Raw genomic sequence first — 16,361 nt, forward strand, 5'->3', positions numbered from 1 at the left:
TTCTTTTCAAATCTGTCTGAAAAACAAGCGAGTTGGAACATGGCTGAGCCGTTCCGTTCCGTTTATATGCAACTGCCAAGCGTAGAGCATTTACTCCGCAAAAAAAGTTATCGAAAATTATTAAACTTCTTGAATGCGCCTCGGGTCATTGGAGTGTACGCCAAATACTTTAGCGTGTTCTGCCACTGACTCGAAGGATTACCACTATGATTCGCGATGACCGTATCGCCCCGGGCGCACCTGTCTATCAAGACACCCATGCCATGGCACCCTTGCTCAAACGTATTTCATGGAGCGCGATTTTGGCCGGTGTGGTACTGGCCATGGTTGTTTCATTGTTATTGAGTCTGCTGGGCACTGCCATCGGTACGTCCACAATCGACCCGATGCAGGAAGCCAATCCAATGTCCGGTATTGGCACTGGTGCAGGCATCTGGGTCGTGGTGAGTTCAGTGATTTCACTGTTCGTCGGTGGCTGGGCAGCAGGTCGTCTGGCTCAACGCGAAGGTGCTTTCCACGGTCTGCTAGTGTGGGCCAGTGTGTCTCTGATCACGGTTTACCTGGTCACCAGCGCCGTGACCGGCGTGGTACGCGGCGGCCTGAACCTGGCTGGCAGCGGTATGTCTGCACTGGGTAGCGGTATCGCTCAGGTAGCTCCCGCATTGGGCGGCAAGATCCAGGACCAACTGCGCGAACAGGGCATCGAGTTCAACCTGAACGATATTCAGGGCGAAATCGAAACCGCCATGCGTCAGACCGGCAAGCCTGAACTGAATCCGGACAACGTCAAACAGGAAGCTCAAGCGACCCAGCAGGACGCGCAGAACACTGCCGAGCGTAGTGCGCAGAACCCTCAGCAGGCCGATGAGCAACTGGGTGGTCTGATGGATCGCATCAAAGCGAAGGGTGATCAGGCTTGGGATGCGGCTGACCGTCAGGCATTGGTCAATCTGATCAAGGCGCGTGGCAACAAGACAGACGCAGAAGCCAATCAGATCGTCGATCAGGCACAAGCCAGCTATCGCCAGGCTTATGCCAAGTATCAAGAGCTGAAGGCTCAGGCAGAACAGAAAGCACGTGAGGCCGCTGAAGTTGCCGCCAAGCGCGTATCGCAGGGCGCCTGGATTCTGCTGATCACTCTGGTGATCTCGGGTCTGGTTGCAGCCGGTGCCGGCGTACTGGGTCGTCGCACTCAGCCACCAGCCAAGGTCGTTGCCGCGGTCTGATTCAACTGTTTAGCTAGCGAATATAAGAAGGGGACGATGATCGTCCCCTTTTTATGGTCCGGAAAAACCCATTACGAGCCAGCGCATGAGAAAGACAGACCGTTGAGAGAGGTAACAGTAATTGAGGAGGAGGGTACGTGGTTGTTCAGTGTCTGCCAGCAGAATAGAAAAGAGGGTTCGTAGGTTGGTTACGGTGATGAAATAGAACCCGGAACTGACGTTGAATGCGGGCAAAAGGCAAAATGCCATTAACTCAACTAAATGACTCTTTAGTCGAGTTATCGATACCTACAGTGATGACATAGTGCAAAGCAATAGGGCGCACACATTACGTTCAGTTGATCTCCAGCCCCGGCATTTCTGTCATTACAGGCTAAACCTGGTAGCCATGGCATGATAACGTGGTCGTCAAAAACATCAAACACAAGGATAAGTCCATGCCTGTCTATCTGGCTGCTGAGCATGAATTGAATGTGGGGCAGCCCATCGTCGTAGAAGCCGCGGCCCAAGAAGGTACGTTTGCCGTCGTATTCGATGACGATGCTGACACCGGTTATTTCTACGCACTCGATACCCAATCCGAGAGCAATCCGATTCAGGATGCGCTGCACATCTACAATGTGAATGACGTTTCAGACCGGACAAAGCCTTCGACCATAAAGATCGGCTGGTCTGTGGACCACGCCAAAGCGGTCCTGCTGATCAATGACCAACCGCACGCCGTGTTCGATTTTGAGGCGAAGCAAGGCTATTGCCGTACTGGATTTCCGCCACCGATAACCAACGGCTGGTCGGCCGACGGACACGATTGGAACAATGCTGCGCGTGAGTTGTTTGCCTGAGGGTAAGCCTTCAAACCCATCAGAGACCCTTCATGCATTTGCGCACATCGTCATCGATAAGATTGTCAGGCTTCATGCATTCGCGAAGGGTTTTCTTGTCTGCGGACTTGTCGAACTCACGGTAATCGGAAAGCGCCGATGCATTTCTGTCACGGCATTGAGGCGCATTGGCGAGGCCTCGCGTTCCAGCCAGTAGCTCACAGGCAAATGCATTGCCTAGCGTGTGCATGTGTTTGCCAATGGGCTTCGCAATCGAGCTGAACGAGTCGGCCGACCATGCGGGTACGCTGACACAGGTCAGCATGAAAACCAGAGCACGTTTCAAAAGTCATCCTTGAATGAAGCGGGTTGCGAAGGATCCGGGATTATCGCGAGTGTTGATGGGAGTGTCGATCAGGGAGTGGCTTGGTGTCGGTCGTGACCGGCTGGCGTTTCAATTGGGCTGCCCTGACGCTGTGGGAAGTAATATGTTGGAGCGCATAATGTATATTATGTTAAATTAAAGGTATTGTCATAAATGTTTATGATGTCGCCGGCCCCCGAAAACCAGACCCTGCTGCGCCAATCGCGATTTGAGTGGAAAACCCCTTCTTTGCATCCCAATCCCTTGATTCTGCTGGGCTTCATCTCGTTCGGGATGCTGGTTTTGCGCGGCTTTTTGACGAAATGAGTGGAAATTTCTGCGATACGTAAATCCATATCTTATTGATTTATATGATTTTCTTAAATTCGCGTCTAAATGGAATAGCCGTCGCACCCAAGGAGAAATCAGTGGAATCCTTCTTCAGGGGGTGCGTCATTGGACACCTCGAAACCCCTGCAGGACAAAGGCTCCAGGTCTTTTTGAGGAATTGAGTGGACATTCCGCACCGCCGTTACCCAAGACGAAATCAGTGGAAAATCCACGGAAACAGAGGCCTCCTGCGCACTGTTCGACGCCTAAGCCAATATCGATAGAGACACGTAAACCGAAGCTGCTGAGATCCTCCGATATCCCTGAAGCCCCGTAATCCCTAGGCCGGGATGGCCTGAGAGTCTCTGATGCAGCTATACCGTGATGCTCCAGCGCGGTACCCGCTGCCTTTTGCGAGGCTTGGTCGCAGTCTGGCGCATCATGGAATTACGACGCCTCCTGATCAAACAATAAGTGGAAAATCCGTGCGCGAATTTCGTCAAAAACCCCTTGAGACCCCGTAAAACCGGGCGCCGGAGGATTTTTAAAGAAACGAGTGGACATTCCAACCCGAACGACCCGAGCGACAACCTCCTTGGACTCAAGCTTATCGTGAGAGCGCACCGTTGAGGCGTTGTGGCCGTGCCACCTGAGTACCCGGTGTATTCCCGCGCGCATCCCATCGCGAATTACCCAATAATTGCGATTCACCATAAACAGAACCCCAGAAGCCATCAACCACATCAAGGCTTACGTGAAATCAGATTCCGAGCATAGACCCCGCCAAAAAAATACTAACCTCGATTCCTGAAAATCAATAAATCAATAAATCAATAAATCAATAAATCAATAAACTAAAATCCAAACAAAGAAGCCAGGAATCCAATCTCTGGGAATCGGCACTCAAGGACTGAAATCCAAGAATTGCAACAGTCGCCAATTTCCTTGTAAAGGACAACAAAGCAGCCCGTCCGGCCAAATAAAGAAATCCGGATGAACACTTTGGCAATATACGGTTAAAGCAACTAACGCCCTCGCAGCTCTCATAAAAAAGCGAAGCAACGGAATAAGTGGAAAAGCCATAGCGCGCTTTTATTAGTTCATGCCGCAAGCCTTTGTCAAGCTCGACGCTCAACTTTTAACGCCGAGCAGAGGTGGTTGCAACAGTGCCAGCCGGGGGCTACCATCGGGCATCGTCAACGAATTGGGCAAGGGGGGATGAACGAAATGCACGCGATCAAAATGCAAAAAACCAAGATGCAAGAAGCCAAAATGCGAAGAAGCGAGCAGCTACCCTGCCCTAACTTCCAGTTACTTCCATTACTGGAAGTTTCTCATCACTGCCAAGTCACACGGTAACGCACCAAAATGTCTACGCAACCAATGCCTATTTTTGAGACCTACGAGATCTTCATTGATACGGATTTTAGTTTGCGCGAATCCAGTATGGTTTGTGTTCGTGACTATATTGGTAACTTTCCGCCCTCAGTTGAGGCCCATAAGGGTTACCTCACGGCGCGAGATTTTCTTCGAGCGTTTTCAGACAATAACCTCACATTTACTTCATATAGGACGCATGTCGAGCGCTTGCTTTTATGGGCACTAATCATAAAGAAAAAGCCGTTCTCGCAGCTCAAGCGCCAAGATGCTGAAGACTACCTTGAATTTTGCCGTAACCCGCCTGCTGAGTGGATCGGCACCATTGTGCGTGGTCGTTTCGTCACCAGCGACCATACCGAGTCGACGTGGGGTGATCCGGTCATTCCGAACCCAAAATGGAGACCGTTCAGCCTGAAACGTGCGAAGGATTTTTCGGGCGAGCTGAAAGCGCCTTCAAACAATCACCCCCGGGATCCTGAGCTTGGCGTGGCTCAAGATGCCGCGATGCAATACAAGGCCTCGCCAAGCACCCTCAATCAGATTTACACAATCTGCAGCCGTTTCTTTGAATACATGGTCGAGGACGGTACGGTCGCAGCCAACCCGTTCAGGATGATCAAGAAAAAAAGCCTCAGCCGTGGCACCCCTCAAGAGGAAGGGACAAACCGTGCTCTGACTCCTTTGCAGTGGGACTACGTGCTTGAGACTGCGGAGCGAATGGCGCTTGAGGAACCTAAACGGCACGAGCGAACCCTTTTCATTGTGGCGACCCTGTTCGCGATGTACCTGCGGGTGTCTGACATCGTCGGCAGGCCGAATTGGCGCCCAGTGATGGGAGACTTCCGCCTAGATCCGGAGGGCAACTGGTGGTACCACGTGATCGGCAAAGGCAACAAAGCCGGGAAGGTTGCAGTCAGGGACGAGTACATCTCTCAGTACCTGACGAGGTACCGTAGGTTTATTGGGTTGCCTGAACTGCCCGGCTGGAATGATCAGACTCCCCTGCTCATGACTATCCGAGGTCGTTCAGGGTTGTCGGGGCGGCAAGTACGTGCCCTCCTCCAATCAGTGTTCGATAATGCCCTAGCGCGAATGCGCGATGAGGAGCGCGAAGAGCATGAGATGAACAGCCTACGGGCGGCTTCCGCGCACTGGCTCAGACATACTTCTGCGACGTTCGACGCACCCCTGAGAAGTCCCAAAGATCTACAGATGGACTTACGTCATAGCAGCCTTAGTACCACGCAGAACGTCTATTACCACTCACATGACCAGGAGCGTAGTCTGTCTGTGCGTGGCGTAGGGATGCGCGACAGAGGATAAGGCACATACTGCATGAGTACCTGCAACCGCAGGTTAAGACAAAGCCTTCAAAGTCCAGATACTCATCCGCAACTAACCGACCAGCTCCGTGTTTTTACACTAGGCTGTTTTTATTCTATGGGATTTGAGGAAGAAATACTCCTAGCAATGCGCACTTAATTTTAAAATTTAAGTGCTTTACGCCATCCCCAGAGGGGTGCGTTGAATCAGCATATTCGCGTAGTGCTATGCGACAGAGTTACTCGATTGGCACGTCTAGCCACAGCCACACGTCGTAGATCACCTCCACCTGCATGATAAAATGCACCTCGGTGCGGGAAGTTATAGGGCTGTGGCCAAGCTAGATGAAGAATGGTTCCTCATGGTCGTAGCCAATAACTTGAATAGAGAGACATTCGATGTGGAGCGGCACCGTCAGTAACGATGGGCCCAGTGATCCAAGGTTGGCATTAGCTTCCTTGCGTTGCAGCGCTATAAATCGATGTCAAGTAATGATAGCGTAGACGTGTCCGATCCAGGTTTGATAGTGGACAGCACCGAGTTTCGTGGAGCCAGCCAGAAAATGCACGCTCTGGTATATGAAGAGTACAGGGGCTGTGAGATGCTAGAGCCTTCACACCAACGCTTAATAAGCCCAGCCATAAAATTAGCTTGTCACTAAACTCAAGATATCAGGGATGTTTCATAGATGGCGATTAATAGTGTAATGCAGCTGGAAAACAGCGTGGGCCTTGGACGAGTAATTGTATGTTCAGGGCTGTCTTTTCCCGTAATAATTCACCCTATAGTTCATGGGGAACCAGTGCTCACTGCTCAGGCATTTTACTACTTAGAACAGTTGCATTCTGTTGCGAAGGTCAGATTCGAAAATCATGAAGATTCTCTGGCGGAGGCAGACCTCGAATACCTTATAGATAATTACCTGTTCGAGTTTAGCAAGCGCCATCCTGACTCAAATATGACCTTCAAGGTGATGACTGGGAAATTCTGGCACGATGATGTTAGTGATCACTATCTTGATGTAGATCAAGGTCTCACAGAAGTACTGGTAGTCGATGCACGTAACGACGATTGCGTTTTGGGTATTGAAGCAATTGACGCAGAAGATCGGATTGATCTTTACGACTGGGACATTGGCCGTAACTACACTAAGGAATGTCTGCAGCCATATGTGGAAAGCCTGACAAAGATTCTGGATAAAAAAGTCAGCGTCCAGATTATGCCGAGCTCGGATCGTGATGGCTATTTTGGAAAAATGAGGGTGGTTAAAACCGACTATGAGCTAATCGATTATCACACTGCCCTGCAACTAGCCGACCTTTGCATTAGAAACATTCCCAATACGGCCACGGTGGTGGATGTAGGAGGATATGGGGTCTTCATACCCAGTTACACACTGCCCATCGAGAGAATCACGGCAATCCAATATCATAATGCCGTCATGTTATCTCATTATTTTTCCGGCCTGCACGAGCTCAATGCGATGAAGAGCTTTGTTGGATTTTATAACGTACTGGAATACTATTTTGAGGAGGCACCACGGCTTCTTCAGCACGCCGCACTAACCGAAAGGCTACAGATTGAGAGTGTCCTGGCACTTCTGGTTACCGATACCGATATCCAGATTTTTTTACAAAGCCTACCTCCGGCAAGCCGGAAGGTAATGGACTGCGACTTGTCAACATCCTCTAGCGTCAGCATCGCTGCATTTAACGCAAGTGCTGGCGAAACGCGAAAAGAGCTTGCACGCTGGCTTTATGAAATACGGTGCGCAGTCATTCACTCAAAAAAAACTAGAAAAGGCGCTCCAACTGCCACTTTCGAGCCTTATACGCCTGCCGCGCAAATACTCAGCCATTTCGTGCCGACCATCCGTTGGCTTGCAGTCAAGTGCATAGAAAAAGATGCGGCCCTCAATCCCATCACACCGCCCGGCTCCAAGTAGGTAAAACAGACGCAAACGTATTTGCCATCTCGCGTCTAGGGATCCTCCGATCAAGTTCAGCGCAGCGTCCGTCTGCTGTGCTGGTGTAGCCCGACACTCTCGCGATTACCTGCAGCCAGCGCCCTGAGTCAGGTCTCCATTATTGGTCGGGTTTCTACCCTGTCATGCACGACACCACCGACTCAGAATGGGGACTCATGCCGCTACCAGCAAAATCTCCTTCGCGTCAGACGTCTGCTTAAGTAGTCCAGGGTGCTTCGCCTCAAGTTCGATAACTTCGGCTTGATAAGTCAGGGCCGGAATCATGCTTCTCCCGTCCTGCAGAAACCGGGTCAAATCGCCGAACTGCTCGTGCGTTAGCGTTGACGCAAAGTTGCGGTCACTGCTCAATGCCTCCACTCGTTGCCCGTTGAGGCTGGCAATGTCGGTTCCAAGCTCCGTCAGGTTTTGCTGGCTGTATTTCAGAGACTCAGCTTTGAACTGAACGTGCGCTCTCATCAAGCCGAGGTTCACTAAGCGATTCTGCAGCAACGAAATCTGGTCAAGGATTGCACCGTTGCTTGACGCAAGCCCTGAATGCCTCTGTAGAAGTAGCTTGGTGAACTGATACTGCTCATTGAACGGGTTGATCAGGGATTTGAGATGATAGACATCACCTTCTTCGCAGAACTGTTGTGCAGTGGAAAGCAAGCCTCGAAAGCGGGCCTCATCAGTGAGCAAATTCCGCTCGTGAGCTTCACTGACCATCTGCCAGGTATGGGAAATGGTTTGTGATTGCGCTTGGATCTGCTCGCTGATCTTGTCGAGCTTTCTGCACACGATGACAAAGCCCGCAGTCGTTACCGCAAGGTTGAGCCCCGTCATCACAAGGTTAGCTGCTTGCAGACCCTGGAGGGCATTCATGCTCTGCTGCAGGGAATCCATCCCGGTTTGCAGTGACCCTAGTCCATCAGAAAGTGTGGTTTGCAGGTTCTGCAGGCTTTCCTTGATGTGCTGGGAGTCGCCTGGATAGAGTAGATGACCTACGATCTGGCCTCCTTTACCGGTTCCCGCCGCATGTCGGACTACTCCCCCATGGAGGGTGTACGCTCCGCTGCGCAATTTGGCTATGACATCCGGAATATCAGGCAATGAACGCACAAGCGCTTCAGCGTTTACAAACATGCTTTGAGCTTCTCCGTGTAGGCTGAGAAATCCTGTTCATATCGTGCGCGACGAATCTTGGCGATCTCCAGCACAGCCGGGACTGTGATCCGAAACGCTGGTGATGACGCTTGGTAAATCGCCAGTCCTGCGGTTCCTATAGCAACTGGGGCTGCCACAAGCGACAAAACGCGACTTCCGATTACACTGGCTATACCTGCTCCTCCACCCGAGGCCGCTATCCCGCCGATGGTGCCGGCAGCTGAGATCAACGTTTTCACTAGTTGAGTGATGTACCCCACGACATTGCCGCTTTTCAGATAGTCATCGAGGGCTTCGTCTCCCATGTACTTGTGTACGGCCTGGCGGATGACGATCTCTTCTATGGCGAAAATGTCGTCGATCGAGCGCTAGTCTGCCTTTGCCATTATCGGTAATGAGGTCGGCCAAGGTATCTAGATTCCCAGATGCGGCATTCGATAAGAGATTGGACAGTGACCGGTCTCTTGGAACAACAAACTCCATGCGTCCCCCTATAAATCCCTAATGATTGGCCGATAGCCAAGTAATGATCGCTTTTAGCCAGCATAGAAAAGCTAATTTTAGCCATAAGAGTCACGTCTGTCATGCGGCTTGCGAACCTGTCTGCATCTCGACTACGGGTCAAACTCAGTCACTCTCCTTACCCCCCAATGCGCTCCCAGATCACGATGCTGCAGGGGTTCAGAGATGCAGGAGCCAAATCATCTTGGTGACTTGCCCCAACTCGGCCAATCAGCTTTATTGGTACCTCGCAACCACTCAGGTAAGGTTTCACGACCCGCACAGGCGCACTCCCTTACCTTCTCCATTTTTCAAGGATGAATCCATGCATATCCAGCACCTGGAAATCGCGAATTTTCGCAAGCTGAAGTCCGTCAGAATCGACCTGGCCGCCGAGACAACACTCCTGGTGGGCGCCAACAACAGCGGCAAGTCCTCAGCGATGCTGGCTCTACGCAAATTCTTGGTGAAACCCACCACATTCAGACTGCAAGATTTGACTCTCTGCCATATAGCCACACTTGACGCTATTGGCCGTGAATGGGAGCAAGCAGAAGAAGGCTTTGCGATTCAAGAGGCTAATACCTGGGCTGACTGGCTGCCAACGCTCGACGTATGGATACAGGCGGCTCAGGGTGAGCTCCATCACATTCGCGATCTGATTCCCAATTTTTCCTGGTCTGGTGGAATGGTCGGGATGCGGTTTCGATTGGAACCGGACGATCTACCCACGCTCTACGCCGATTATCGAAAAGAACGTGCTCGTGTTGCCACTCTCCTTCAGGAGATCCAGAATCAGGCTGAGCAAGGACAACAGCGCCCTACCCTACAGCTATGGCCGCAGAGTCTTCATGACTATTTAAACCGGCGCTTGGTCAAGTCGTTCAAGGTGCGCTGGTATCGGCTTAACCCGCATATGCTTTCTGCCCCGTGTGCCGAAAACCGGACAGCGATCCTACAAGCGCTCGCCGACACTGCAGTGCCACTTGAGCGTAATCCACTCCTCAGTCTGATCCGGGTTCATGAGATCAATGCTCAGCGCGGCTTCGGAGACAGCGCCGATGAGGGGCAAGATGACAGTAAAACGGGAAGTGGCAGGAAGTTGTCTGAGCAGCTGCGAACCTATTATCGCCGCCACCTCGACCCTGGCGACAGCCCAGACGTATCGGATCTTGAAGCGCTCAGGGCCATTGAAGCTGCCCAAAGCGCTTTTGACACCAGGCTAACAACGAGCTTTGCGCCCGCGCTTAGAGAGGTTGCAGGCCTTGGGTACCCAAACAACAGCGATCCCAGCATCAAAGTGGCAACCCGCCTCGGCCCAACTGATGGCTTAGATCATGAGGCAGCAGTTCTGTTTGAGTTGGACTCGGTTGCAGGTGCGCCCGGAGAGCCTCGCTTAACGCTTCCAGAGACATCGAACGGCTTGGGTTACCAGAATCTGATCTCCATGATCTTCCGGCTCATGGCATTTCGTGACAACTGGCTGAAGAAGTCCCGAATTCCCGAAGAACGCACCACTGCGAACGTCGAGCCCATACACCTTGTGCTGGTTGAGGAGCCCGAGGCGCACCTGCACGTTCAAGTCCAGCAAGCGTTTATAAAGCATGCGTACCACGTGCTGTGCAACGACCCGGTGCTTGAGGAATTTCCTAACCTGAAGACCCAACTGGTCGTCAGCTCCCACTCAAGCCACGTCGCTCACGAAATCGAATATGAACACCTGCGCTACTTCCGGCGGCTACCATCCGGCATGGCAGGCATACCCATCCCTGTTTCGACCGTTTCCAACCTGAGCACCGTATTTGGCCAAACAGGCAAAACTAAAGAGTTCGTCACACGTTACCTGCGAGCGCAACACGCTGACCTTTTCTTCGCTGATGCTGTGATCTTGGTGGAAGGCGCCGCAGAGCGAATGATCCTGCCCCACTTCCTGCGCCAGCATTTCAAATTTCTCGACCAATGCTATATCACCATCATGGACATCGGTGGAAGTCATGCACACCGGCTGAGGCCATTGGTGGATGCGTTGGGTATCGCCACGTTGGTCATCACTGACCTCGACGCTGGCAAAGACAAAGCAGCTCGACCAGTGGCTCGGGGGGCAGAGCAGATTACGAACAACCCGACCATCCGCCATTGGATGCGAGTGAAAGGACTCGGCTATGATGTGGACACGCTGCTCGACTTAGAGGATGCGCATAAAGTAGAGGAGATCGATTCCCTTTACTCGATCAGAATCGCGTACCAAACCTCCGTCCCAATTCAATTGCCGAAGAACGGCGCGCAAGATGAAGCTCTGCCAAACACTTTTGAAGACAGCTTGGCATTAACCAACGTCCAGTGCTTCACAGGGAATTTTCGACGTGGGTTGATGCGTGCCTTCAGCGAGGTTATCCAAGAGGCTGATACGGGACGAGCATTGGGTGCGGCGCTGTTCGATAAACTGCGCACGGGCGACAAAGCCGAATTCGCACTTGAGGTGCTCGGCGATCCGGCCTTCAGTCAGCTTGCAGTACCCGCCTACATCCATGAAGGTCTGACGTGGCTGCAGTCTAAGCTGGAGCTCAAACGTAAGGATCTACTGGTCGTTCCCGCCGCGATCATTGAGGTGACCGAATGAGTCCTGCCGCGACTTTGTACGCCGAAGGTGCCCGTGATGCCGATGAGATGATCCGAGAGTGTTTGGATTTGGATCACCCGAAAAGCTTTTTCCTGTATGCCGGCGCTGGATCAGGGAAAACACATTCCTTGGTTACAGCGGTGAGCGAGCTGAAGTCCCGAGAACACAAACGGCTGACGTTCGAAGGGCGTCAGGTAGCCATCATCACTTACACCAACGCGGCGTGCGAGGAGATCGCACGTCGTCTGGAGCATGACCCCTTGGTGGTCGTTTCAACCATCCATGCGTTTTCATGGCGAATGATCCAGGGCTTCAATGACGACATCCGCGAGTGGCTTCGCATCAAGCTCGGCGAAAGCATTGAAGAGCTGAACGGGAAACTCGGCAAAGCCCGAGATCGGAATAACAAAACGGCTCGTGCCAATCGAGCATCGCTTGATAGTAAAACGCGGCGGCTGGCTGCCTTGGATGAAGTCGTCAGTTTCACTTATAGCCCCACCGGAGAGAACCGAGGGCGCCAAGCGCTGAATCACGCGGAGGTTGTCCAGATGGCGGCTGCATTTATTCAACGCCCTCCTTTGCTGGACGTTATGGCCGATCAGTACCCGGTGCTTCTGATCGATGAAAGCCAGGATACCAATGGCGCCCTCATGGACGCGTTTCTGACCGCTCAATCGCTTATCCCTGCACGGTTTTGCCTGGGCCTTCTCGGCGACACCATGCAACGAATTTACAACGACGGGAAAGAACATCTGGAGCGGGCCATTCCCGATGACTGGGCTATCCCTGAAAAACCCGTAAACCGCCGATGCCCCACGAGGGTCGTTGAGCTCATCAATGTCATTCGCAGCGCTGCCGATGATCATCAACAGACTCCAAAACCTGACGCGATACGAGGTGCCGTCCGCCTGTTCTGTACTCAGCAAGCGGCGGGCGCGGGCTTTCAATTGGAGAGCCGGTTTGCCGAGCGAATGGCGCAGATTACGGGCGACCAGCATTGGGCGGCTGGAACCTCAGGGCGCAAGACTCTGATCCTTGAGCACAAAATGGCAGGAAGACGTCTCGGCTTCGAGGGAGTTTTCACGCCACTTTATGCAGTAGAGCATCTGCGCACCGGTTTGCTTGATGGGACGCTACCGATACTCAAACTTTTCTTCAATGGCGTCATGCCTATCTTGGCTGCTGCCAATGAGAGCGAATTCGCTCTGATGGAAGCTGTAAGGTTGATATCCCCTCTGCTGGACAGCGACCGCATGAAAGCGACCCCTGATCAGTTGGCATTGCTCCAGCAGGCAGGTATGGGCTGTCAAGCGCTGTGCGGGCTGTTCGCCGACAACAACCCATCCTTGGCCGATGTCGTGTCGGCACTTGTAGACACAGGTCTGCTCGAAATACCGGAACGGCTGCTGACGGCCCTTGCACACGGCGTGACCGATGAAGATCCGCCGGATGCTGTCGACCGTGAGGCTCTTGAAGTGCACGCGTACCGTGTGCTCCTAGGGCGGCCTTACTCTGAAATGGCCGCATTCGCCGGATACGCAGAAGGCCTGTCTCCCTTCGATACTCACCAAGGGGTGAAAGGATTGGAGTTTCCAAGGGTCATGGTGATTCTCAACGATGAAGAAGCCGGAGGATTCCTGTTCAGCTACGACAAGCTGTTAGGCGTGAAGGCGCCCTCAGACAACGACATCAAGAACCAGCAGACAGGCAAGGACGATGCCCTTTCTCGGACGCGACGCTTGCTGTACGTCACTTGCAGCAGGGCTGAGGAAAGCCTAGCCATTGTCGTGTACACCTCACAGCCTGAAACCGCCATGCAGCGCGCTATCGAGGCCGGTTGGTTTACCGCTGAGGAAGTCGAGATTACGTGATTATGATGACCAATCAATTCTGGTTCTATCTGCGCCTTCAAGCCAGAGAGGATTGGGCTTATGATCCAGCACCGGGATGCACTCGTCGTGAAGGCATGGCCGAACTTGGGAACAGACGTCAGCACCATCAGCATGTCAGTTTCATCGCAAGCGCTCGGCCACCTTCCCCACCCGGTTGCCCTAAAAAAACACTGACTGATGCAATGTGCCGAATTTGCACATTGGACTTATCGTGCTCCGCGACAAAGCGCTTGAGGTGATGGCGCAGTAGATCAGACCACCTCTGTCACGGAGGCTTCGTCCTTGGCTCCAGATTCCGGCACCGCGCCCAAGTCAAAGCTCGTCTGCTCTTGGGTTGCGAGAACCTTGAGAAGAAGCGCGTCCGTTTTGAGGTTGCCATAGCGGTCTTCCAAGGTTTCCCGCAGACGCATCAGACGTAAATTGGCCGTGCCGACCAGTGTTCCATAGGTAGTGGCGCGCACCTGCCCATACTTATGGTGCTCATCGCCAACGGTCTTCGTGGTGGCCACCCCTGCTGCAATCGACTGCCCCACTACCCATGCCGTTATGAACGGAGAACCGTTTACATACCCTGAGCTCGCGATGTCCTGGACGTACTCGTCGGCCTGGCTGACCTCTTTTCGGTTGAGTTTGAATCCACCTTTCTTAAGTTCAATCAGAAGGATGTTTTGCATTTGGGCGAGCGAAGCGTCGTGCGGGTCGAACTGCTCGATCCCCACAAGCTGCGCGGTGGATCGATCCGGCAGCACCACGATGTCGGGACGTTTGCGCTCGTTGATGAATGCTGCGTCAGCATCCCTCCACAGCTGCTTCGCAACGCTTTTCAGCGTCATGTTGGAGCAGTACTCCATTGACTCAAATTCGGGCCCAAACAACCACCGGGAACGCAGTATTAGGGGATGCAGAGTGTGCAACTCATCGGTATCAGGATCCTCAGCCAGCCTGCTGATAGCTTCTATGACACTGAGCCGGTCATCGATCTCGTCCAGCACTCTCAGAGCATCCTTGACTGACCAGTCTGCCAACAATGAGTCCAGCCCCTCGATATCGGACGCAGGCAGGTGGGCCAGCTTGGTGAGCAAGGATGCCCCGCTCTTGGATTTCTCTAGGTTGATCACCGCTTTCACTGCTGTCGCGAGAAAGTCTGGTGAGACCATTGGGTGGGCCTGGGCCACGGCTTTAGTGAATTCAGTCACTTCCATCTGAGCGCCCTGCCCCAAGGTTTTGAGCTCAGAGCGATTCTGCACCAATGCATCTTCAGACGTTGCCTCTACAACCTCGTTAGCCAGCTCATTCGCAACGTGGTTGATGCACTCCGCTGCAGCCTTGAATAACTCCTCGACGGCTGGCGTTGACTGAAACCCCGTCCAATCTTGGAATACGTGCCCCTCAAATCCTTGGGTGTCCACGATGACTTTGTAGCGTTTTGCGAACCGTGTACGACCATCGAAGTTAGCGACCTGGCCAATCACCCATGAGGGGTCACCCACGAGCCGATTCTCAACCCAGAACGCCACGCCTTGGTGAATGGACGAATGATTCTGCTGTGTGGAGTCGATGACGATGACTTTTGCACTACGACCATCGCTCAATTCAAGGCGGTGGGTTCGAGCGTGCTGCTCAAGCTTCGCCAACGTCAGAGGCACCCCGTTCACTCGAATCTGAAATGCCGGATCATGGACGAATCGGGCGGCAAGCACTGTCACGATCTCTTTAATATCGGGCATTTTACGGGTGACCGATACAGAGAGCCGGGTGCCAGAACCATCTCGTTCGGCAAACTCTTCCGAGCGCACGACAAACGGGCTGGGGCCGGACTCTGTCCCCACGACGAATGTGCAGAGCTTGCTGTCACGCCAGGTTTCGACCTGATACTGATCACCGAAGCAGAGCAGCCCATGTCGACCTACCCCGTTGCGCCCGTAGGCCTTCCTGAGTTTGGCATTTCTGCCTTTGGGAAATTCGACCTTGGAGCTCTGGTGCTTCAGGCGGTCATACCGCAGAGTCATCCAGCGCTTGCTGAATTGCGCGGCCGTCATCCCATGGCCGTCATCAACGACGGTGAGCGTACCGCCCGGCTCGGTGGGGAGAAACAGGTCAACCTTGCTGGCACCGGCATCCCATGCATTCGCCACAAGCTCGGTTAACGCAACCTGGGGCACATGCGCAACGGGGCCTAGTTCACGGAGAAGGTAGTCCTCCTCAAACAACGAAAGATGACGGGTTTGGTCAGACATTAATTCCCTCCATGGATGAGTGTTTCCAGACCAAAAGGCCACAAAGCAAATACATGCCCGCAATCGTACCCCAATAGCCCGTCTGGCTGAATCACCAGTTCTGGTAACACCTCCGGCCCGACGGGATGAGATAGAAAGCGCTACAGCACTACGCGTTTTCCAATTCCTGTCAATGAGGACGGTGGTGTCCGCGACTTTTGATCTCAGTAGTCGGCGTGCGCGTGGGGCTATCGGATTGCCCATTCCCGGCGCAAGCATTGATAGCTGCAACGCCTCTCGCAGAATTTTGGTTCAGCAATAATTATCGCTGAGCCATAATTTCAAATAACTCTAGCCGTAAGCTCTGCACTGTTCGAATTACCGAGTACCTATCAAGGACGATCCAGCATGCCCCCCGTGAGTTCGTGATCCCTGCATACTCAAGAACTGCTGGACTGAACAAACGAGCCAACTCCACTATGCTGGCTTGGCCCCGTCCAAAACGCGACGCATCTGCCAGTGCCAATGGGCCAGTGCGACCAACACAACCAGGCGCCG

At 53.0% G+C, this 16,361-nt stretch carries 10 protein-coding genes; 7 read left to right on the forward strand and 3 right to left on the reverse strand.

What is annotated here, in order from left to right:
* The first annotated feature begins 206 nt into the window (after positions 1–206).
* Together BZK31_RS17700 and BZK31_RS17705 are read left to right on the forward strand one after the other, a co-directional pair.
* Positions 207–1,226: a hypothetical protein gene (locus BZK31_RS17700; RefSeq protein WP_083184250.1), complete on the forward strand. Its 1,020-nt coding sequence runs from the start codon at positions 207–209 to the stop codon at positions 1,224–1,226.
* Positions 1,227–1,663: 437 nt separating this feature from the next.
* On the forward strand, positions 1,664–2,068 hold the full coding sequence (locus BZK31_RS17705; protein ID WP_083184251.1) for a DUF2251 domain-containing protein: 405 nt from the start codon (positions 1,664–1,666) through the stop codon (positions 2,066–2,068).
* Positions 2,069–2,087: 19 nt separating this feature from the next.
* Here the strand turns inward: BZK31_RS17705 and BZK31_RS17710 are convergent, their stop codons facing one another.
* Positions 2,088–2,393, reverse strand: coding sequence for a hypothetical protein (locus BZK31_RS17710; RefSeq protein ID WP_244182700.1), 306 nt, complete (start codon positions 2,391–2,393; stop codon positions 2,088–2,090).
* Positions 2,394–2,585: 192 nt separating this feature from the next.
* On the opposite strand from BZK31_RS17710, the gene BZK31_RS29505 reads away from it, so the two are divergent.
* From BZK31_RS29505 to BZK31_RS17725, 3 genes are all read left to right on the forward strand, one after another.
* A complete protein-coding gene (locus BZK31_RS29505) occupies positions 2,586–2,738 on the forward strand; it encodes a hypothetical protein (protein ID WP_157900759.1) in 153 nt (50 codons plus the stop codon).
* Positions 2,739–4,109: 1,371 nt separating this feature from the next.
* Positions 4,110–5,444: a tyrosine-type recombinase/integrase gene (locus BZK31_RS17720; RefSeq protein ID WP_024648499.1), complete on the forward strand. Its 1,335-nt coding sequence runs from the start codon at positions 4,110–4,112 to the stop codon at positions 5,442–5,444.
* Positions 5,445–6,132: 688 nt separating this feature from the next.
* Complete coding sequence (locus BZK31_RS17725; protein ID WP_083184253.1) at positions 6,133–7,389, forward strand: hypothetical protein; 1,257 nt, start codon at positions 6,133–6,135, stop codon at positions 7,387–7,389.
* A 195-nt stretch (positions 7,390–7,584) separates the two neighbouring features.
* On the opposite strand, the gene BZK31_RS17730 is transcribed toward BZK31_RS17725, so the two are convergent.
* Positions 7,585–8,553: a hypothetical protein gene (locus BZK31_RS17730; protein ID WP_083184254.1), complete on the reverse strand. Its 969-nt coding sequence runs from the start codon at positions 8,551–8,553 to the stop codon at positions 7,585–7,587.
* A gap of 847 nt (positions 8,554–9,400) precedes the next feature.
* Here BZK31_RS17730 and BZK31_RS17740 point away from each other — a divergent pair.
* Positions 9,401–11,695 (forward strand): AAA family ATPase, encoded by a 2,295-nt coding sequence (locus BZK31_RS17740; RefSeq protein ID WP_083184256.1) that lies wholly within the window; start codon positions 9,401–9,403, stop codon positions 11,693–11,695.
* Positions 11,692–13,566, forward strand: a complete 1,875-nt coding sequence (locus BZK31_RS17745; protein WP_083184257.1) for a UvrD-helicase domain-containing protein — start codon at positions 11,692–11,694, stop codon at positions 13,564–13,566. The genes BZK31_RS17740 and BZK31_RS17745 overlap by 4 nt, the downstream gene beginning before the upstream one ends.
* 272 nt (positions 13,567–13,838) lie before the next feature.
* On the opposite strand, the gene BZK31_RS17750 is transcribed toward BZK31_RS17745, so the two are convergent.
* On the reverse strand, positions 13,839–15,824 hold the full coding sequence (locus tag BZK31_RS17750) for an ATP-binding protein (protein WP_083184258.1): 1,986 nt from the start codon (positions 15,822–15,824) through the stop codon (positions 13,839–13,841).
* Positions 15,825–16,361: the final 537 nt, after the last annotated feature.

The sequence above is a fragment of the Pseudomonas floridensis genome (genome assembly GCF_002087235.1).
Taxonomy (GTDB): Bacteria; Pseudomonadota; Gammaproteobacteria; order Pseudomonadales; family Pseudomonadaceae; genus Aquipseudomonas; species Aquipseudomonas floridensis.